General features: G+C 59.3%; 17 protein-coding genes and 1 pseudogene. 6 read left to right on the top strand and 12 right to left on the bottom strand.

The genetic code is table 11. The features are described 5' to 3' along the window. Window positions 1-32: 32 nt before the first annotated feature. Window positions 33-533: a hypothetical protein gene (locus BKX96_RS14540; RefSeq protein WP_248686066.1), complete on the top strand. Its 501-nt coding sequence runs from the start codon at window positions 33-35 to the stop codon at window positions 531-533. 46 nt (window positions 534-579) lie between these two features. Here BKX96_RS14540 and BKX96_RS14535 read toward each other — a convergent pair whose 3' ends face one another. From BKX96_RS14535 to BKX96_RS14500, 8 genes are all read right to left on the bottom strand, one after another. Further along, window positions 580-1,344 carry an ABC transporter ATP-binding protein gene (locus BKX96_RS14535; RefSeq protein WP_020797089.1) on the bottom strand — a complete coding sequence of 255 codons (765 nt, stop codon included), beginning with the start codon at window positions 1,342-1,344 and terminating at the stop codon, window positions 580-582. Window positions 1,345-1,357: 13 nt separating this feature from the next. After that, on the bottom strand, window positions 1,358-2,476 hold the full coding sequence (locus BKX96_RS14530; RefSeq protein ID WP_077184390.1) for a succinylglutamate desuccinylase/aspartoacylase family protein: 1,119 nt from the start codon (window positions 2,474-2,476) through the stop codon (window positions 1,358-1,360). Between the two features lie 24 nt (window positions 2,477-2,500). Continuing rightward, entirely contained in the window at window positions 2,501-3,211 is a 711-nt protein-coding gene (locus tag BKX96_RS14525; RefSeq protein WP_046816566.1) for an ABC transporter permease, read from the bottom strand. Further along, complete coding sequence (locus BKX96_RS14520; protein WP_046816567.1) at window positions 3,208-3,936, bottom strand: ABC transporter permease; 729 nt, start codon at window positions 3,934-3,936, stop codon at window positions 3,208-3,210. The genes BKX96_RS14525 and BKX96_RS14520 overlap by 4 nt, the downstream gene beginning before the upstream one ends. Before the next feature lie 56 nt (window positions 3,937-3,992). Next, a complete protein-coding gene (locus tag BKX96_RS14515; protein WP_046816568.1) occupies window positions 3,993-4,775 on the bottom strand; it encodes a transporter substrate-binding domain-containing protein in 783 nt (260 codons plus the stop codon). A 217-nt stretch (window positions 4,776-4,992) separates the two neighbouring features. Next, a complete protein-coding gene (locus BKX96_RS14510; RefSeq protein WP_077184387.1) occupies window positions 4,993-6,678 on the bottom strand; it encodes an ATP-dependent DNA ligase in 1,686 nt (561 codons plus the stop codon). Then, the gene (locus BKX96_RS14505) at window positions 6,675-7,700 is read right to left on the bottom strand and encodes a ligase-associated DNA damage response exonuclease (protein ID WP_077184384.1); all 1,026 of its coding nucleotides are present in this window, start codon (window positions 7,698-7,700) and stop codon (window positions 6,675-6,677) included. The genes BKX96_RS14510 and BKX96_RS14505 overlap by 4 nt, the downstream gene beginning before the upstream one ends. A gap of 192 nt (window positions 7,701-7,892) precedes the next feature. Then, window positions 7,893-10,343, bottom strand: coding sequence for a penicillin acylase family protein (locus BKX96_RS14500; RefSeq protein ID WP_077184381.1), 2,451 nt, complete (start codon window positions 10,341-10,343; stop codon window positions 7,893-7,895). A 223-nt stretch (window positions 10,344-10,566) separates the two neighbouring features. Here BKX96_RS14500 and BKX96_RS14495 point away from each other — a divergent pair, with 223 nt between their 5' ends. The 3 genes and pseudogenes from BKX96_RS14495 to BKX96_RS33705 all read left to right on the top strand — a co-directional run bounded on the left by BKX96_RS14495 (window position 10,567) and on the right by BKX96_RS33705 (window position 12,976). Beyond that, entirely contained in the window at window positions 10,567-11,226 is a 660-nt protein-coding gene (locus BKX96_RS14495; RefSeq protein WP_046816572.1) for a peptidase inhibitor family I36 protein, read from the top strand. A gap of 409 nt (window positions 11,227-11,635) precedes the next feature. Next, window positions 11,636-12,430 (top strand): annotated as a pseudogene (locus BKX96_RS33710) (PAS domain-containing protein); the annotation flags it as partial. A gap of 6 nt (window positions 12,431-12,436) precedes the next feature. Next, window positions 12,437-12,976 (top strand): methyl-accepting chemotaxis protein, encoded by a 540-nt coding sequence (locus BKX96_RS33705; RefSeq protein WP_425520679.1) that lies wholly within the window; start codon window positions 12,437-12,439, stop codon window positions 12,974-12,976. Window positions 12,977-13,068: 92 nt separating this feature from the next. Here the strand turns inward: BKX96_RS33705 and BKX96_RS14480 are convergent, their stop codons facing one another. The 3 genes from BKX96_RS14480 to BKX96_RS14470 all read right to left on the bottom strand — a co-directional run bounded on the left by BKX96_RS14480 (window position 13,069) and on the right by BKX96_RS14470 (window position 15,438). Next, complete coding sequence (locus tag BKX96_RS14480; protein ID WP_077184375.1) at window positions 13,069-13,605, bottom strand: hypothetical protein; 537 nt, start codon at window positions 13,603-13,605, stop codon at window positions 13,069-13,071. Between the two features lie 169 nt (window positions 13,606-13,774). Continuing rightward, window positions 13,775-14,413 carry a glutathione S-transferase family protein gene (locus BKX96_RS14475; protein ID WP_077184371.1) on the bottom strand — a complete coding sequence of 213 codons (639 nt, stop codon included), beginning with the start codon at window positions 14,411-14,413 and terminating at the stop codon, window positions 13,775-13,777. 137 nt (window positions 14,414-14,550) lie between these two features. Further along, window positions 14,551-15,438 (bottom strand): LysR family transcriptional regulator, encoded by an 888-nt coding sequence (locus BKX96_RS14470; protein WP_077184366.1) that lies wholly within the window; start codon window positions 15,436-15,438, stop codon window positions 14,551-14,553. Window positions 15,439-15,590: 152 nt separating this feature from the next. On the opposite strand from BKX96_RS14470, the gene BKX96_RS14465 reads away from it, so the two are divergent. After that, window positions 15,591-16,886 (top strand): SLC13 family permease, encoded by a 1,296-nt coding sequence (locus tag BKX96_RS14465; RefSeq protein ID WP_077184363.1) that lies wholly within the window; start codon window positions 15,591-15,593, stop codon window positions 16,884-16,886. Between the two features lie 154 nt (window positions 16,887-17,040). Here BKX96_RS14465 and gntR read toward each other — a convergent pair whose 3' ends face one another. Continuing rightward, window positions 17,041-18,072: an HTH-type transcriptional regulator GntR gene (gene gntR / locus BKX96_RS14460; RefSeq protein WP_077184360.1), complete on the bottom strand. Its 1,032-nt coding sequence runs from the start codon at window positions 18,070-18,072 to the stop codon at window positions 17,041-17,043. Window positions 18,073-18,287: 215 nt separating this feature from the next. Here gntR and BKX96_RS14455 point away from each other — a divergent pair, with 215 nt between their 5' ends. Continuing rightward, on the top strand, window positions 18,288-18,821 hold the full coding sequence (locus BKX96_RS14455; RefSeq protein ID WP_046816579.1) for a gluconokinase: 534 nt from the start codon (window positions 18,288-18,290) through the stop codon (window positions 18,819-18,821). Window positions 18,822-18,830: the final 9 nt, after the last annotated feature.

The following is an 18,830-nucleotide window of genomic DNA, read 5'->3' as shown; positions in this document are numbered from 1 at the left end:
CGCACTTTTCATATTCGGAAATAACTGTGTTAGTGGCTGAAACCTATTGGCCGATTGGCCGTGGTTTTATCGCTGCACCGGTCGCGCTGGCGCATTTTGCGAAAGCCGACCGCGCGCCGTTGTCCATGAACAGGAAAAGGAATATTCAGATGAAGTCAGTTCGTGCGGGGCATTTGCGTGCCGATTTGATCGCGCAGAGTGCGAGTGAGCCCCTCGCGTTTCGAGCGGCGCCCACGCTCGACTATTTCGAGCAGCCGGGCCTGCACTGCCTGGGGGCGAGCAATGGTCAGGACAAAGCGTTTTACGTCTATCTGCCGCGCGGTATCGAGAGTGGCAGGTTTCATCTGGGGCTGAGTGAGCGCTCCCCCATGATCATCCATGTGACGGGCGACTCGGAAGCGGAGCTGTATCGAGGGGCGCTTGAGTTGACGGTGGGAGGCGACGCACAGTTTGCCGGTAGTTTCCGTGGTCTGGACGCTGAAGGAATCGAGGTGGAGAACGGCAGCTTCAGGCTTGAGCACGCCAGTGGCTGAACCTCAAATGAAAGGGAAGCCCGTGCTCCCCTTTCAACTGCGACCGTTACTTCAGGTTGCCGCTGAGGAACTGTTTAAGACGCTCGCTTTTGGGGTTGCCCAGTACGTCTTCCGGCGCGCCTTCTTCCTCCACCAGGCCCTGGTGCAGGAACAACACCTGGCTCGACACTTTGCGCGCGAAGCTCATTTCGTGGGTGACCATGATCATGGTCCGGCCTTCTTCGGCCAGGCCCTGGATCACCTTGAGTACTTCACCCACCAGTTCCGGGTCCAGTGCCGAGGTCGGTTCGTCGAACAGCATCACTTCCGGCTCCATCGCCAACGCGCGGGCAATCGCCACTCGTTGTTGCTGGCCACCGGAAAGGAATGCCGGGTACTGATCCGCTACGCGCGCCGCCAGCCCGACCTTGTCGAGGTAACGCCGGGCACGGTCTTCGGCTTCCTGCTTGCTGCAGCCCAGCACCCGGCGCGGGGCCATGGTGATGTTTTCCAGCACCGTCATGTGGCTCCACAGGTTGAAATGCTGGAACACCATGGCCAGGCGGGTGCGGATCCGTTGCAGTTCATCGGCATCGGCCACGTGCATGCCGTGACGATCCTTGATCATGCGAATGGCTTGGCCGTCGAGGCTCATGGCGCCGTCGTTGGGTTGTTCGAGGAAATTGATGCAGCGCAGGAAGGTACTTTTCCCGGAGCCACTGGCACCGATCAGGCTGATGACGTCGCCCGTGTTGGCCTTGAGCGAAACGCCCTTGAGCACCTCATGATCGCCATAGCTTTTATGCAGGCCTTCAATGGTCAGTTTGTACATGGAGCATGCATCCTCAAGGCGAAAGTAGGTAGCCGCTGCGATAGGCTTCGGCGCCCGCGACGTGGGCGATCACCATGCCAGCCGTGGCCATGCGCCGCAGCGAACGGGCGTACATCAAGCCGGCGGCGGTGCAATGGACAGGCGTGACGCGGTCGCTGATCGGGTCAATGATTTCGGCGATCACTTGCCCGGCTTCGAGGTATTGCCCCGGCAGCGCACTGAACACCAGCAACCCGCCGATCGGCGTCGCCACAGGTTCCACGCCGGCCAGGGGAGTGGCCGGGTAGGGCAGGTCGGGCAATGGCGCCGGTTCACCGGCAATCGCGCCGAACTGGATCAGGTAATCGACCAGCGCCTGGCAGTCGAGGCTCGCCAACGGGTGGCTGACGTCGCCCTGGCCGCGCAGTTCGACGGTGACCGAAAAACTGCCCAAGGGAATGTCGAAGTGCTCGCCGAACCGCTCTTTCAACTGCCACCAGAGCAAGGTGAAGCACTCGTCGAACGACTGGCCGCCGGAATCGGTAGCCAGCAGACTGGCTTGGGCGCCGATGTAGCGGGCCAGCGGCTCGACCTGCGACCAGGCCTCGGGCGTGGTGTACAGGTGGGCGACAGCTTCGAAATCGCAATGCAGGTCCAGCACCATGTCGGCATCGCAGGCCAGCCGTTGCAGGGTCAGGCGCTGGGATTGCAACTGGGTGCTGGCGGTCTGGCGTGCCAAGGCTTGGCGCAGGCTGTCGCGGATCAGTTCGAGGTTGCGCTGCGGGTCGTCGCCGAGTTGGCCTTCGATCGCATTGCCGACCTCTTCGCTCAAATCGACGAACCAGCGGTTGAAGTTCTGCCCGCTTTCGAGCTCATAGCGGCCCAGCGGTACATCCATCAGCACCTGTTCCAGGCCGGCCGGGTTGGCCACGGGCACCAGGACGATTTCGCTGCGCAGTCGGCCAGCGGCTTCCAGCTCGGCCAGGCGTTGCTTGAGGTGCCATGCCACCAGCATGCCGGGCATTTCATCGGCGTGCAGGGATGACTGGATGTAGATCTTGCCCTTGGCCGGTTGTGGGCCGAAATGAAAACTGTGGATCTGTCGTGCGGTCCCCGGCAAGGGGGCCAGCAGGTCGTGTATCTGGTGGCGCATTTTTTTCTTATCCCGAAGCGGGTCCTAGTGGGTCGGCCCGAGGAAGGCCAGCCAGCGGCGTTCGGCGAGGCGGAACAGGCCGACCAGCGCAAAGGTGACGGTCAGGTAGATCAGCGCGGCGATGCCGAACGACTGGAAGGTCAGGAAGGTCGCCGAGTTGGCGTCCCGAGCGACTTTCAGGATGTCCGGGATGGTCGCGGTGAATGCCACAGTGGTCGAATGCAGCATCAGGATCACTTCGTTGCTGTAGTAGGGCAGCGAGCGACGAAGGGCCGAAGGCATGATCACGTAGGCGTACAGCTTCCAGCCTGTCAGGCCATAGGCCTTGGCTGCTTCGACTTCACCATGGGCCATGCTGCGGATCGCCCCGGCGAAAATCTCCGTGGTGTAGGCGCAGGTGTTCAGGGCGAAGGCCAGGATGGTGCAGTTCATCGCATCGCGGAAGAAACTGTCGAGTATCGGTTGCGCGCGTACGGCGGCCAGGCTGTAGATCCCGGTGTAGCAGATGAGCAGCTGGATATACAAAGGCGTGCCGCGAAACAGGTAGGTGTAGAACTGCACCGGCCAGCGGATGTAGAAGTGCGGTGAGACCCGGGCGATCGACAGCGGAATCGAGACGATGAAGCCGATGAAGATCGACGCACTGAGCAACCACATGGTCATGGCCAGGCCGGTGATGTTCTGGCCATCGGTGTAAAGGAAGGCTTTCCAGTATTCCTGCAGGAGTTCGATCATCGTACGGCCTCCCGGGTACCGGCGGCGTAGCGGCGTTCGAGCCAGCGCAGAATGACGTTGGAGGCACTGGTGATCGCCAGGTAGATCAGGGCGGCGAGTACCAGGAAGTAAAACAGTTGATAACTGCTTTTACCTGCATCCTGGGCAGCCTTGACCAGGTCGGCGAGGCCGATGATCGACACCAGTGCAGTGGCCTTGAGCATGACCATCCAGTTGTTGCCGATACCCGGCAGGGCATAGCGCATCATTTGCGGGAACACCACGATACGGAAACGCTGGCCGCGCTTGAGCCCGTAGGCGGTGGCCGCTTCGACCTGGCCGCGAGGCACGGCGAGGATGGCGCCGCGGAAGGTTTCGGTGAAATACGCGCCGTAGATGAAGCCCAGGGTCAGTACCCCGGCGCTGAACGGGTTGATCTCGATGTATTCCCATTCCATGTAGTCGGTGAGCGACGTCAGCCAGGTTTGCAGGCTGTAGAAGATCAGCAGCATCAGCACCAGGTCTGGCACCCCGCGAATCAGCGTGGTGTAGCACTGGGCAAGCAGGCGCAGCAATTTGACTTTTGACAGCTTGGCACTGGCGCCCAGCAGACCGAGCAACACGGCCACCAGCAGCGACATCGCCGATAACTTGATGGTCATCCAGGTACCTTCCATCAGCAGCGGGCCAAAGCCCTTGAGGCTGAAGGCGGAAAGCCCCAGGTTTTGTAATAGGGTTTCGAACATAAATCAGCAACCTGATCGGATGAAAAAAGCGCCCATCACGAGATGGGCGCCGGGCATTACTTGCCGCTGTACAGGTTCAGATCGCCAAAGTGTTTCTTTTGAATGGTGGCATAGGTGCCATCATCGTGTAACGCTTTGATACCTTTATCCAAAAGTGCTTTCAGCTCGGTGTTACCTTTCTTAATACCGATTGCAGTCTTGGCTGGCAGCAGTTCGCTGTCGACGGGTTTGCTGATTTCGTAACCGGCGCCGTTTGGCGACTTCAGGAAGCCAAGTTCAGCTTGCAGCATGTCCTGGATCCCGGCGTCGAGACGACCGGAAGTCAGGTCGGAATACACCTGGTCCTGGTTCTGATAGGCCTGGGTTTTCACCCCAGCCTTGTCCAGAACGGCCTTGGCATAGGCTTCCTGGATGGTGCCTTGTTCGTAGCCGACGGTCTTGCCTTTCAGCGAAGCGACGTCTGCCGTGATGCCGGAACCTTTCTTGGACACGTAAGCGGTCGGGCCGGAGAACAGTTCGCTGGAGAAGTCGATGACTTTTTCGCGGGCCGGGGTGACGGTCATCGAAGAGATGACACCGTCGAATTTATTGGCCTTGAGACCAGGAATCATGCCGTCGAAATCGCTCTCGACCCATTTGCACTTGACCTTCAACTCGGCACAGATCGCATTACCCAAGTCGATGTCGAAACCTACCAGGTTGCCGTCGGCCGCTTTCGACTCGAACGGTGCATAGGAAGGGTCAACACCAAAACGCAATTCCTTGTATTCCTTTGCCAGCGCGGAGCCGGCTGCTACGCACAACGCCAGTGCAGAAAGGGTCAGCAATGCTTTTTTCATTATTCAATCCCTAAGAACCAATATGAGCGCTTGTGGCGCAGAATTATTGTTACTGGTAAGCGTAAGTCCTGATGAAAGTAGCAATTTCCGAACCAGAGTGCCGAACAAGCGTTTAAAAGGTGTTCGGGAAATTGCAGGAGGGGATTAGTGCACGAAAATGGGCGTCATGAAAAGCCCGCACTTTTTTGGTTCTGCGTGAAGCTGGCAAGGATGAAGATCAGCCAAGCAAATCCTGCAGTGTCCCCAGGTGATCAGCCTCTTCGACCGACTTGTCCTGGCGCCAGCGCAGCATCCGCGGAAACCTCACCGCAATCCCGCTTTTGTGGCGTTTGGACAGGGCAATGCCCTCGAAACCCAGTTCAAACACCAGGCTCGGCTTGACGCTGATCACCGGGCCGAATTTTTCCACCGTGGTCCTGCGTACGATGTTGTCGACCTGGCGCATTTGCTCATCGGTCAAACCCGAATAGGCCTTGGCGAACGGCACCAGGGCGCGCTCACTGGCGTCGGGTGGTGCGTCCCAGACAGCGAAGGTGTAATCGCTGTAGAGGCTGGCCCGACGGCCATGACCGCGCTGCGCATAGATCAGCACCGCGTCGACACTGAACGGGTCGACCTTCCATTTCCACCAGACCCCCATGTCCTTGGTGCGCCCGACGCCGTAGAGCGCGTCCCGCGCCTTGAGCATCATGCCTTCGACGCCGAGCCTGCGTGATTCTTCCCGCTGCCGGGCGAGGTCGAACCAGTCTTCCCCGGTCAACAGGGGCGAGGCGAGCAGCAGCGGATTGTTAGCCTGGGCGATCACCCGCTCCAGCTGACTGCGCCGAAGGCTTTGCGGCTGGTTGCGCCAGTCCGCCCCCTGCCATTCCAGCAAGTCGTAGGCGAGGATGGCCACAGGCACCTCATTGAGAATCTTGCGGGTCAGGTTTTTACGGCCAATCCGCTGTTGCAACAGGGCAAAAGGTTGCACGGCAGGGGCCTCCGGGGCGGGGTCGAAGGCATCTTCCGTGTCCGATCGAGCGGCTTTCCAGGCGACGATCTCGCCATCGATCACGGTACCGTCGGGCAGGCAGTGGATCAGGCTGTCGAATTCCGGAAAGCGATCGGTGACCAGTTCTTCACCCCGCGACCAGATCCACAGGCGCCCCTCGCGCTTGACGATCTGGGCCCGGATGCCGTCCCACTTCCATTCCACCTGCCACCGGCTGGCGGCACCGAGCTGCGCCTCGAACTGCTCGACCGGTTGCGCCAGGGCATGGGCGAGAAAAAACGGATACGGCTGACCGCCCCGTTGCGCATGCTCGTCGGGCGATTGTGCGGCGATCAACTTCAGGTAGCTGGCGGCACTGGGCCGGTTGGACAGGTCGGTATAGCCCACCATTCGCTGGGCCACGCGTTTGCTGTCCAGTTGGGCCATGGACGCCAGGGCGCGGGTCACCAGCAACTTGGAAACCCCGACGCGAAAGCTGCCGGTGATCAATTTGATGCACAGCATCAGGCTGGGACGGTCCAGTTGCGACCAGAGAACGGGCAGGCGTTCGGCAAGCACATGCGGGGATTCGCCGCGCAATGGCAGCAGTTTTTCTTCGATCCACACCGCCAGGCCTTCGCCGGAACGGTAGGGCATTTCGGGCAGCACCAGGGAAATGGTTTCCGCCAAATCGCCCACCGCCTGGTAGCTCTCTTCGAACAGCCAGGATGAAAGCCCGGAATAGGCCACTGCCAACTCCCGCAGGATGCGAACCGGCACCAGTTGCCTTGGGCGTCCACCGGACAGAAAGTACACGGCCCACGCGGCATCTTCCGGTGTGGCTCGGGCAAAGTAATCCTGCATGGCCGCGAGCTTTGCGTTGCTCGACGTCGTGGCATCGAGTTCGGCGTACAGTTGGGCGAACGCCTTCATGGTGCGGCCTCGATGGCTTCGACTGTCGATGCTTCCTCATCGTCGCCGTACTCGGTACTGAAACCTTGGGCATCGAGGCCTTGTTCGCGCAGGTGGCGCACCAGTACCGCGACAGAACCGTGGGTGACCATCACCCGCTCAGCCCCCGTCTGTTCGATGGCCCAGAGCAAACCGGGCCAGTCAGCGTGATCGGACAACACGAAACCGCGATCCACTCCGCGTCGCCGACGGGCTCCGCGCAATCGCATCCAGCCGCTGGCGAAGCCGTCGCTGTAGTCGCCGAAGCGGCGCATCCAGGTGCTGCCACCGGCGGAAGGTGGCGCGATGACCAGCGCTTGGCGCAGGATCGGATCATTCTTGTTGAAGTCACCGGCGTAGAGCGTTGGCGGCAGATCAATGCCGGCCTCACGATAGACACGGTTCAACGGCTCGACCGCGCCATGCGCCAGGATGGGGCCAAGGCTGGCATCGATGCCGTGGAGGATGCGCTGGGCCTTGCCGAAGGAATAACAGAACAGCACGCTGGCTTTGTCTTGCTCGACGTTAGCTTGCCACCACTGGTTGATCTCGGCGAAGACCTGCGCCTGCGGCTGCCAGCGATAGATTGGCAGGCCGAATGTCGACTCGGTGATGAAGGTGTGGCAACGCACCGGCTCGAATGCGGCGCAGGTGCCATCGGGTTCGATCTTGTAGTCCCCTGACGCGACCCAGACCTCCCCGCCATATTCCAGGCGCACCTGGGCCGAGCCGAGTACGTGGCCGGCGGGGTGGAAACTCAGGGTGACACCGTGATGCAGCAGTCGCTCGCCATACGCCAAAGTTTGCAGGTTGATGTCCTGGCCCAATCGCGCACGCAGAATTCCTTCACCGGATGCTGCCGCCAGGTAATGCTGGTTACCGGTTCGGGCATGGTCGCCATGGGCGTGAGTGATGACGCAACGCTCAACCGGCCGCCACGGGTCGATGTAGAAATCGCCGGCAGGGCAGTACAAGCCTTCGGGACGCGCGATGACAAGGTCCACGTTGCTATCCAGGTGGAGGGTCTTGTTAGCTAGGAGACTGGCGCGGTGGAAGAAGTTCTATCGGGATGTCCAGGCAAACAACCTACCCCTGTAGGAGCGAGCTTGCTCGCGAAAGCGGCTTCACATTCAACCTGTATGTTGACTGGTACACCGCCTTCGCGAGCAAGCCCGCTCCCACATTTTGGTCCCGCGTTATTTGCCAGGTGTCAGGGTCAGGCGCTTGGTTCCATACACCCGGTCAAAATTCGCCGGCTGCATCGGCAAGCTCTGGTACTGCCCCTTCAGCCACGGCTCGATGCCGTTGAGGTAGTTTGGGCTGGCCGGGTTGCCGGACTGGCCGGTGGCGATCTGGCCCATCAACGGTTCGGGCTGGCCGAAGTCGACGATCAATCGCATGGCCGGTACCCGGGTCGTGTTGAAGTCCTGGCCCACGGCATAGGCGGCCGTGTTGAGGGTCGTCTGGTCGCCACCGGCCGGCTGTGGACCGCGCACGGTCTGGCCACTGGCGTTCTTCCACTCATAGCGGTGCAATTTACCCCACTGCCAGGCTTTGTGATCGCCGCCCAACTGACTGTCGCCGGCAGTGATCGCTGCGGCCAGGCTGCGGGCGAGGATTGCCGGTTTGTCTTCTTTCTGCGCGGTGCGCACGTCATCCCAGAACGGACTGTCTTCGCGCCCCAGCAAATGGTCGGCCTGGGCCGCGTAAGACAATGAGCCGTTGGCGATGAAGGCTTGCCACGCCGGGCTGCCTTGCGGTCCCAATTCATCGAGGAAAATCTGCCGGGTGCTTTCCTGCAGGAACAGCTCATAGATCGCCGCGTCGGCGGAGGTCGCGCCGAGTTTGCCGTCAAACGCCATCAAGCGGGTCAAGGCCTCGCGTGCCTTGCCGCGATCCGCCACTGGCAAGGCTTCGATGGCCTGCTTCAGCGGTTGGGACATCCCCGGTGCCTCGAACATCTTCTTCAGTTTCGCGGCGAACGTGGTGGTCTGGTCGTATTGCATGGCGATCAGGCTACGGGTGTCATGTTTGCCCACCCCAGCCAGCTCGGCCAAGCGCTCGCCGCGTTCCGGTGCCGACCAGGAGTTGGACAGCTGCATGCCATAGCCATGGGGAATGACCCGCTGGTTGGCGGTGCCGAGCCAGCCCTGGGCCGGGTCCTGATCGTAGGGGTGCAGCATCGGGTCGGCGTAACCGTCCCAATCGTAACGCCCCTCCCAGCCGGGCGAGGGCAGCAGGCCTTCGCCTTCGCGGCGGTTCGGATAGCGACCGGTGACCTGCCAGCCAATATTGCTCGCATCGGCGAACACCAGGTTCAGGGCAATGGCCCGAATCTCGCGGCTGGCGTCCGACGCTTTCTCGACGTTCTGCGCACGGGACAGGTCGAAGAAGGCGTCCAGGCTCTTGTCATCGGTGAAGCTCGGCGTTTGCAGGGCCAGGCCGAATCCGCTGCCCTGGGCCAGGCCTTGGGCACTGTTGAGCAGGGGGCCGTGGCGGGTTTCGAACACCGCTTCGCGAATCGGCCGCTGGCCTTTGACGAAGTAGGTTTCGTTACGCACGATCGCCGGCTGCCACTTGCCAGCGGTCTCGTAGGACAGGCCATTGCCCTGGCGTTTGATTTTTTCCAGGAACAGGTCCTGGTTATCGCCCATGACGGTTGTCATGCTCCAGGCCACTTTGCCGTTGAACCCGTCCAGTACCATCGGCAAGCCGGCGATGGTCGCACCGGAGGCCTGATACTTCGGTGCGCGGATCTGCACGTAGCTGAACAGCGACGGCACCCCCATCGGGCCATGGCTGTCGCTGGCCAGCAGGCTTTTACCGCTGCGGCTGCGTTGCGGCGCAATGGCCCAGTTGTTCGATGAAGTGGCGCCCAGCAGGTTGAGTCCGGACAACTGGCCGGTGGCCTTGCTGATGTCAGCCAGCCCCGGTACTTGGCCGTTGAGCTTGATGCCTTGCAGCTTCTCACTTTCGCCCAGCGGCAGTTTTTCATCCGGAGCCGAAGGGGTCAGCCACGGCAGTTTGTCGGTGGTGACGGTCTGGGCCAGCACCAGCGAGGCAATTTCCTCGGGCAGGTTGGCGGATTGGCTGAAGTTGAACAGGCAGAAGATCAGCGCCGAATCTTCCGGCTTCCAATACTCGGGCTTGTACCCGGTGGCAACGAGGTCGGCAGGCAGCTTGTCGCGGTAGCGGAACAGATAGGCGTTGACGCCGCGGGCATAGACTTCGAAGAAGCGCTTGAGCCGCGGTGAAGAGGCCTTGTACAACTCGCCGGCGTTTTTCTTCAGGTTGACCGCGCGCATATAGCGGTCAGCGTCCAGCACGTCCGACCCCTGCATCTCGGCCAATCGACCTTGGGCAAGCAGTCGCAGAGTGACCATCTGAGTGATGCGGTCACTGGCGTGCACATAGCCGAGGGCAAACAGTGCATCGTGGAAACTGTTGCTTTCGATCAACGGCATGCCCATGGCATTGCGCCGCACCGAAACGTTCTGCGCCAGCCCTTTGAGCGGCTGAACACCGGAGGTGGGCGGGAGGGTGTCCTGGGCGTTGAAGCTCTGACAACCGGTCAGGCTTAAAACACCCGCCACTGCTGCGGCAACGCCGAACCGGGGTAGAAAATGTGAAAGGGCTGGCGAGGCCATGGCAAAGCTCCTGCGGGGTAGAGGCGGCGGCGCGCAATAAAGGCGCTACGTTAGTGAGCAGGAGGGGGCCGCGCAAGCGGGAGGCGGGGTTATTTCAATAATCGGCCCGATGGCGCCATCCGTCGACCCTGTTAGTTCTGACAGTAGACAATCAATTGTGCCGAACGGACTCTGGTTTCCTGCTCACGCTGTCTTCAGCGTTCCAGGCGCACGGAGTCTCTACATGAACAGCAAATGGCTGGTTAGCTTCGTGGCAATCTGTCTCGGTGTCGGCGCACTGCTCTTTTCGGCGAAGCAGGCGACGGTCAAGCGCAGCCCCTATACGTTGTTTGAACCGCCCATGACGGTTGAACAAAAAGCCGAGGTGCAGCAGCAAATTGACCGACAACTCATTCATAAGTCTGGCGGGCATCAAGTCAGTGCGACTCAAGTGACTTACGACAACGGTGCCGCCGTGCTGACCTTCCCGGTACCCGGCGACGCAGGTCAGTCGGATAGCGCCTGCGATTACGGTTACGTGTGTCTCTGGACCGCTGCGGATTTCGCTGGCAGGAAATTGTCCTTGCTCAGCACCGCGAGAAGCCGCCCGGTCAATCTGTCCGACTACGGTATGAACGCCCAGGTCGTCTCCTGGCAGCACAACAATAAGGCCCACTCAGTGAAGATTTTCGGTGTCGATGGACCTGGCGCCAGGGGCAACATGGTGATGAGCAATATCAGGGAGGTGATCCTGGGCAGGGGCTGTTGTCCGTTCAGTCTTCCCGACGATGTGCGCATCATTGACTCCTGGACGGAGATCAAGGCCCAGAACCGATTGACCGAGCATAACGCCCGGGTCGTGAGCATCGCGTTTGCCCCCATGTTCATGTTGTTTGCCCAGTGAATGCATCAGCTGGCACCCAGACCTGCAGCTGCTGAACCGTTTTTGTCCTCAATGCTGGCCGACTAGTGGCCTTGCAAGCCCAAAGCCGGTGTCTATGCTGAGCCCTAATTAACCATATCGATCGTTATCGGCGTATGTGGTCAATCGAGCCAAGCTGCCAGAGTGCGCAACCCAAGGCACCGACACACTTGCAGGACGTTATCCGGAAATGGAGTTCGCTTATGAGCACGTTAGGGCTGGCCCGACCCCGGGCTATCAAGAGAAGGATGTCTTGATGAGAGTGGCGTGTTAAGGACCTCTCCGATCGAACATCACCTATCACCTGATTGATTCCTCCTCGTTGGAGGAACGCGTGTACCTGTTCTATTGAACGTAGTGGTGGATTTTGAAAGACCGGCAACTTTCATGAATGCGCATAGGTGATACGACCATGTTTAACCTGCATCACAAGGCTGACCTGCTGGAAATCGAACGTTTCAGCTGCGCGCTGACCGAAGCCAACGCCAAGCTGGCGGCTGTCAGTCGGTCCATGGCTATGATTGAATTCACCCCCGATGGCATCGTGATCGAGGCCAATGAGAATTTTTGCAAAGCCATGGGTTACAGCGGCGAAGAAGTGCGCGGCAAACATCACCGGATATTCTGCGAGGAGGCGTTCTACCGCAGTGAGGAGTACGCCAAATTGTGGCACGATCTCGCACGGGGCGAGCCGATCAGCGGCACCTTCCAGCGCTTGAACAAGAGCGGCAAGGAGATCTGGCTCGAAGCCAGCTACATGCCGGTGTTGGGTCCCGACCGCCAGGTGCGCAGCGTGATCAAGGTGGCCACCGACATTACCGCCCGAGTCAACCAGGACCACGAAAACCAAAGCAGGCTCGCCGCCCTTGGCCGCTCCATGGCCGTAATCGAGTTCACCCCCGAAGGCCGAGTGATCACGGCAAACGACAACTTCCTGAAAACCACGCAGTACTCGCTCAATGAAATCGTCGGGCAGCATCACAGCATGTTCTGCCATCGCGCCGAAGCAGAGTCCCAGGGCTACAAGAACTTCTGGGCCTCACTCAACCGAGGCGAATATCATTCCCATCGTTTCGAGCGCAAGAACAAGCAGGGCCAGACGATATTCCTAGAGGCCTCCTACAACCCGTTGTTCGACGCCAAGGGTCGCCTGTACAAGGTGGTCAAGTTCGCCAGCGACATCACCCAACAAATGACCACCCTGCAAACCGCCGCGGACTCGGCCCACAGCACCTCGGTGCAAAACGACGCCTGCGCGCGCAAGGGCTCCGAGGTGGTGCAGCAGACGGTGCAGATCATCCAGGACATTTCCAAGGACCTGAACCAGGCGGCGCTGAGCATCGACGCGGTGAACAAGCAGTCGGAGATCATCGGCTCGATCGTCCAGACCATCCGCGGCATTGCCGACCAGACCAACTTGCTGGCGCTCAACGCCGCCATCGAAGCGGCCCGCGCCGGCGAACATGGGCGAGGGTTTGCCGTGGTGGCCGATGAAGTGCGCAGCCTGGCCGCACGCACCAGCCAGGCCACCCTGGAAATCGTCGATGTGGTGCGCAAGAACCACGACCTGTCATTGAGTGCGGTGTCGAGCATGCAGTCGAGCCTGAGTCGAACCGGACTGGGCGTGGAACTGGCGAACGAGGCGGGGGAGGTGATCCTCGAGATCCAGCAGGGCTCGCGGCATGTGGTAGACGCGATCAGCCAGTTCAACTCGACCTTGCAGTTGAACTGACCGGCACCTCACCTGTAGGAGCTGGCTTGCCAGCGAAGGCGTCCAGAAGATCGATCAAAGGTTCAAGGCCGCCTTCGCCGGCAAGCCGGCTCCTACATTTGTTGCTGGGTGATTTCACCGCTGTATTGGGCTTTCTCGGTTTGAGCCAGCTTCGCCTTGTCCAGCAGGCGCTCGGCTATTTCCTCGCCGATGGCTTGTTGTTTCTCCGGCGGCATCTGATCGATCTGCTCCTGGGTCAACCCCATCTCCTCCAGGATCGCATCGCGCATGCGCTGTTCCGGGGTCTTGCTCATGTAGTCCTTGAATGCGGACGTCGCCGAGCCATCGCCAATCCTGTCCTTGACCTCGTCAGGCAGTGGCGCAGAGGTCGCTTGCAGGCCCACGCGGGTCTTGGCGAACGCTTCATCGACGTTGTCGCTGATCCGGCTGGCTTCGCTCACTTGTTGCGTCGCCAGTTGCGTGGCGGATTCCTCGACCTGCGTGCTGGCTTGCGTGGTCTGCGCCTGCACGTTGTTTTGCAGGGCCTGGGTCATGACGCTTTGCAGGCCGGCGGCGGCTTCGGCGACCGAGTCTTCACCGGGGCGTTTGGGGAGGGGCGTTACCAGGTTCAATTTTGCACTGACCAACATGATAGGCAGACCTTGTAGGTATTGGCGGTGCAGTGCATTGAGCAAAGAGTATGCCTATACAATAAATTCCCTCAATATCAATAAGTTGAGACTTTACAACCGACAGCTGACCCACAGGCTGCGGTCAACCCTTGCCGTCGGGCGGCAAGGGTTTGCAAGGCATGACTAATCAAGGCAGGCCATTACAGCAGTGTTTGAGGAAGCCCGGGTGTTGCGCCAGGCGCTTGAAATACTCGTCGACGGCCGAATAGTCGGGCCGCTCCATGGGCGTCATCAGCCAGCGGTTGACCGAGAGCCCAATGACAATGTCGGCCACGCTGAATTTTGCCCCGGCGACATAGGCCTGGGTGGTCGCGAGCTGATGTTCGAGAATGGCCATCTTCTGGTTCCAGCCGCGTACGCCGACTTCGATGCGATGGGCTTCCTGGAATTCCGGATCCTTGCGCACCAGCGCCATGAACGCGTAGCTCCAGGACGAATTGAGATCGGTGGCCTGCCAGTCCATCCACTGCTCCACCCGGGCGCGCGCGGCCGGATCGCTGGGCAGCAGCTCCGTATGGTGGTGCTGGTGCCTGGCGCTCAGGTAGCGGCAAATGGTGTTTGACTCCCACAGCACACCGGCATCATCGATGATCACCGGTACCTGTGCGTTGGGGTTGTACCGCAGGAACTCGGGGCTGTGGGTCGAGGCAAAACCGCTGCCCCAATCCTCGCGTTCATAGGAAAGGCCCAGTTCCTCACAGGTCCACAGGACCTTCCTGACGTTGATCGACGAGGCTTTTCCCAGAATCTTCAGTGTGTGTTCCATGGAACGACTCCAGCGAGAGTGGCGTATATTCAAGTGTAGGAGCTACCGCAGGCTGCGATCCTTTGATCTTGGTTTGCGCAGCAATAGCACGCAGCAGTGGTGAGGGAGGGAACTCCTTAACCACAATGGACAATCAATTAGGAAGACTCGATTCTCGTCGAACTAATCAGGTCTTCGACCAGGGTTGACCGGTTCGCCGTTCGTGTGGCCAACCCAAGTATAGCCTTGGGCCAATCAAGCCCAAGCGCTCTGTAGTGCAGGCCATCGCGTTGAATTCGCTGCATCGATGCGGGTACGACCGCAATACCCATCCCCGCTGATACCAGGTTAACAGCGGACGATAGTTGGGGAGCCTGCTGACGGATGATCGGATTGAAACCACTCTGCCGACAGGCAGCCACGATATCCGCACTCAGTCCATAACCGGATTTGCGCGAATACAGGATGAAGTTCTCCTGCCGTAAATCAGCGAGGGACAGTCGCTGGTACGACGTTAATGGGTGGCCATCTGGCAGGACAACAATAAGGGGTTCTTCGGATAGGGTGATGAAATCAATATCGCCGCCCATGGCAAACGGAGGCCTCACAAACGCGGCGTCAATTTCTCCACGGCCGAGTCTGGAAATGAGTGATTCGCTATTGTTCTCTTCAAGGTTGACCTCAACCTTGGGGTGCTGTTGCTGATACCGCCTGATCAAACCGGTGACCGTATCGTTAAACGAGGCGGATTCGGTAAATCCCAGGTTCAATGAGCCGACCTCACCTCGCGCAACGCGGCGCGCATTTTTTTGGGCGTCCTCGGCACGTGCAAGAATGTCTTGTGCTGATACCAGGAATGCCTTGCCTGCGTCGCTGAGTACGACGCCGCGTCCTACACGGTGGAAAAGCGGCGTACCGATTTCATCCTCCAAATCACGTATCTGCTGTCCAAGCGGGGGCTGGGCGATTCCAAGTTGTTCGGCTGCTCGTGTGAAGTTTTCCGCTTGGGCCGTGACGACGAAATAACGTAAGTGCCTGAGTTCCAATTAGGACTCCAAAGATACTGATTCTGGATTTTCTAAATATTAGACATTTTACTTTTTCGCCGCCATGCTTCTCCTACGCTAAAAGTGCAGTCGGTGGTTCGATCAGGACGAATACGTCCGTGAACCGAAGCCGCAGAACATAGGAAAGTAATATGGATGCTCAACTAATAATAGTTGCCGGACTGGTCGCTGTGACAATCTTGCTATGGGCAACACGTAGACTTCCGGAGTACTTGACTGCACTTTTGTTTTTCGCGGTTGCGATGATCCTCCATGTCGCTCCCGCTTCCTTGATCTTCTCCGGTTTTACCTCTGCTGCATTCTGGCTCGTCATTAGCGGCTATGTCATCGGGATTGCTATTCGTAAAACGGGATTGGCCTCTAGATTTGCCAGGGTACTCGCGGTCCATCTTTCCAGGTCTTACCCGCAAATGGTCGCTGGCATAGTCGGCCTCACTTACATGCTTGCCTTTGTTATGCCTTCAAACATGGGACGTATTGCACTTCTAATACCGATCGTACTGGCGCTTGCTGATCGAGTGGGTTTCAGGGAGAAACGTCCAGGGCGTATAGGGCTTTCACTCGCTGTCGGCTTTGGCACCTTCCAACTTTCGGCATCCATTCTGCCAGCGAATGTTCCAAATCTTGTTATGGCCGGGTCGATCGATACCACGTACGGGATTCAACTCTCTTATCTGCCGTATCTGATACTACATGCACCCGTACTTGGCATTCTGAAGGGGGCTGCACTGTGTGCATGTATTGTCTGGTTATTTCCGGATAAGGTGGAAAAAAGCATAGAAGTGGAACCCACTCGTCCTTTGAGTCCTGAGGAAAAGAGATTAAGCGTTCTCCTGCTGATGACCCTGGGACTCTGGCTTACCGATTCCTTGCACGGAGTTTCTCCTGCTTGGGTCGGTCTCGTGGCAGCTTGCTTATGCCTGCTTCCACGAGTCGGCTTTGTATCCAGTGACGAATTTGGTCAAGAGGTAAATCATCGGACCGCGGTGTATGTTGCAGCAATCCTCGGCCTCGCTGCACTTGTAGGACAAAGCGGACTGGGAACCTTTATAGGAAATGAACTACTGGCTATCGCACCGTTGGATCCGTCCTCACCGTTCAGCAGTTACGCCTTGATCGTAGGGTTTTCCACGCTGCTCAACTTTGTGGTCACAGCGAACGGAGTGCCAGCCCTATTTACTCCCCTGGCGCAGTCGTTAGCCACTGCATCCGGGTTGCCTTTATTAAGTGTTCTGATGATTCAGGTCATCGGGTTTTCAACACCGCTCCTGCCCTACCAAGCCTCACCGATTGTTCTCGCAATTGAAATGGGAAGAATCCCTTTCATGGCAGCTTTACGATTGAGTCTTGCGCTTGCACTCATTACCTTTGTTGTATTGGTTCCCATCAATTATGGATGGTTCGTCTTTTTGGGTTGGTTACCCTGACCCTGAAGCACGTTACAGGTTAACCGAATAACCAAAGTCGATCTCGCTAGAATGGCTGCCAGTACTTACTCCTGCCAATGATTCATTATCCTGGGTACTTATTCTGAAGCGGCAGACACGGCCCATTCTTTAAGTCGTGTCGCCGAACGTGCCTTTAAGTACTCTCGCGCACCTTCAACTCAAACCCCATGTCCTGCACCGGTCTGGCCACGGTATTACCGGCCATCAGCGCCAGCATCTGCTCCGCCGCGCGGCGGCCGATGGCTTCGCGCGGGGTGTTGATGCTGCTCAGGCGCGGGACCATGTGTTCGGACATCGGCAAATCGTTGAAACCCAGGATCGCCACCTGTTCGGGGATCTTGATCCCGCAGCGCATGGCTTCGAGCAGGGCGCCCTGGGCCAGGTCGTCGTTGCCGAAGAAGATCGCATCGACGTCCGGGTGGCTGGCCAGCAGTTGCAGGAACAGTTCGCCACCCAGGCCGACGGAGGAGGAGCGCGGGGTCAGCACTTCCAGGTCCGGGTCGTACAGGCCGGCCTTTTTCAGGGCCTTGCGGAAACCCTCACCGCGCAGCAAGGTGCGTTGATCGAGCTGTGCGCCGATGTACGCCAGGCGTTTGCGCCCGCGCGAGAGCAAGTGCTCGGCCGCCGTTTCACCGGCCGCCAGTTGCGAAAAGCCAACGCAATTGAGACCGGCAGCGCTGTCCAGTTCCATCATGTACACACATGGGATATTGCTGGCTTCGATCATCCGCCGCGAACTTTCGGTGCGGTCGAAACCGGTCAGCAGCAAGCCGCGAGGCTGATAGGCCATGTAGTTGCGCAGCAGGTTTTCTTCTTCGTCGCGCGAGTAATGGAAGTTGCCGATCAGCACTTCGAAGCCCTTGGGGCGCAGGACCTGATGAATGGCTTCCAGGGTGTCGATGAACAGCAGGTTGGACAGGGAGGGCACCAACACCACCACCGAATGGCTCTGCGCCGAGGCCAGGGCACGGGCTGCGGGGTTGACCACGTAGTTGAGTTCCAGCGCGGCTTTCTGGACTTTTTCCACCAGTTCAGTGGCCACCGTGCTGACCCCGCGCAGGGCGCGGGAGGCGGTAATCGGACTGACACCGGCCAGGCGTGCCACTTCGTTCAGCGTAGGGCGGCCAGTGGTGCGGGTATTTTTATCGTTTTTAGTTGGAGTCATCGACGGCTTGCCAAACAAAATTCAAGGCACTAAGGTAGCGCTGTCTCGATGCAGCTGCAAATGCGTGAGCGGGGGTTCGCCTGATCCTCGCTTTTTGGCGTTGGGGACACACATGCTGCAACCCACAAAATGACAAGAAAGGCGTCGGCAACTTCTGCTTTTGGTCTGGTGTCATAACTGGCAAAGGTAGCGCTGTCTGCGCGCTGAGGTGTTACATGAATCATCCCATCACCGCCCTGGTCATCATGGGCGTTGCCGGTTGCGGCAAGACGTGCGTCAGCGAGGCCCTGTGCCAACTGAGCGGCGCCACTGCCATTGAAGGCGACTCTTTCCACCCTGCCGCCAATATCGAAAAGATGAGCGCGGGAACCCCCCTGAACGATGAAGACCGCGCCGGCTGGCTCGACAGCCTGTGCGATGAACTGCGCCGCATCGATGCCAAGGGCCAACGCCCTGTGCTGACCTGCTCGGCGCTCAAGCATATTTACCGCGAGCGCCTGCGCAGCGCCTTGCCGGGCCTGGGCTTCGTGTTCCTGGAGTTGACCCCGGAAGTCGCCGCCGCACGCGTCTCCCATCGCCCGGGTCATTTCATGCCGGCCACCTTGATCGAAAGTCAGTTCGCCACCCTCGAGTCTCCCAAGGGCGAGCCGCTGACACTGGCGCTCAATGCCTCGATCTACAGCGTTGAAGAATTGGCCGCTCAAGCCCACACCTGGTGGCAGGCCAACGGCCTGAAGCAGGCGGTATGAGCGTGCTTG

It is taken from the genome of Pseudomonas putida (assembly GCF_001976065.1).
Classification (GTDB): domain Bacteria; phylum Pseudomonadota; class Gammaproteobacteria; order Pseudomonadales; family Pseudomonadaceae; genus Aquipseudomonas; species Aquipseudomonas serbica.
The sequence above is the reverse complement of the archived record's forward strand: the minus strand, read 5'-3'. Positions and strand labels throughout refer to the sequence as shown.

What these genes read in the sequence shown, in the direction of transcription:
- BKX96_RS14515 (WP_046816568.1), bottom strand. Translation starts at nt 4,775, where the DNA reads ATGAAAAAAGCATTGCTGACCCTTTCTGCACTGGCGTTGTGCGTAGCA.
- BKX96_RS14465 (WP_077184363.1), top strand. Translation starts at nt 15,591, where the DNA reads ATGGATGCTCAACTAATAATAGTTGCCGGACTGGTCGCTGTGACAATC.
- BKX96_RS14455 (WP_046816579.1), top strand. Translation starts at nt 18,288, where the DNA reads ATGAATCATCCCATCACCGCCCTGGTCATCATGGGCGTTGCCGGTTGC.
- BKX96_RS14530 (WP_077184390.1), bottom strand. Translation starts at nt 2,476, where the DNA reads ATGCGCCACCAGATACACGACCTGCTGGCCCCCTTGCCGGGGACCGCA.
- BKX96_RS14525 (WP_046816566.1), bottom strand. Translation starts at nt 3,211, where the DNA reads ATGATCGAACTCCTGCAGGAATACTGGAAAGCCTTCCTTTACACCGAT.
- BKX96_RS14475 (WP_077184371.1), bottom strand. Translation starts at nt 14,413, where the DNA reads ATGGAACACACACTGAAGATTCTGGGAAAAGCCTCGTCGATCAACGTC.
- BKX96_RS14510 (WP_077184387.1), bottom strand. Translation starts at nt 6,678, where the DNA reads ATGAAGGCGTTCGCCCAACTGTACGCCGAACTCGATGCCACGACGTCG.
- BKX96_RS14535 (WP_020797089.1), bottom strand. Translation starts at nt 1,344, where the DNA reads ATGTACAAACTGACCATTGAAGGCCTGCATAAAAGCTATGGCGATCAT.
- BKX96_RS14495 (WP_046816572.1), top strand. Translation starts at nt 10,567, where the DNA reads ATGAACAGCAAATGGCTGGTTAGCTTCGTGGCAATCTGTCTCGGTGTC.
- BKX96_RS14500 (WP_077184381.1), bottom strand. Translation starts at nt 10,343, where the DNA reads ATGGCCTCGCCAGCCCTTTCACATTTTCTACCCCGGTTCGGCGTTGCC.
- BKX96_RS33705 (WP_425520679.1), top strand. Translation starts at nt 12,437, where the DNA reads ATGACCACCCTGCAAACCGCCGCGGACTCGGCCCACAGCACCTCGGTG.
- BKX96_RS14480 (WP_077184375.1), bottom strand. Translation starts at nt 13,605, where the DNA reads ATGTTGGTCAGTGCAAAATTGAACCTGGTAACGCCCCTCCCCAAACGC.
- gntR (WP_077184360.1), bottom strand. Translation starts at nt 18,072, where the DNA reads ATGACTCCAACTAAAAACGATAAAAATACCCGCACCACTGGCCGCCCT.
- BKX96_RS14520 (WP_046816567.1), bottom strand. Translation starts at nt 3,936, where the DNA reads ATGTTCGAAACCCTATTACAAAACCTGGGGCTTTCCGCCTTCAGCCTC.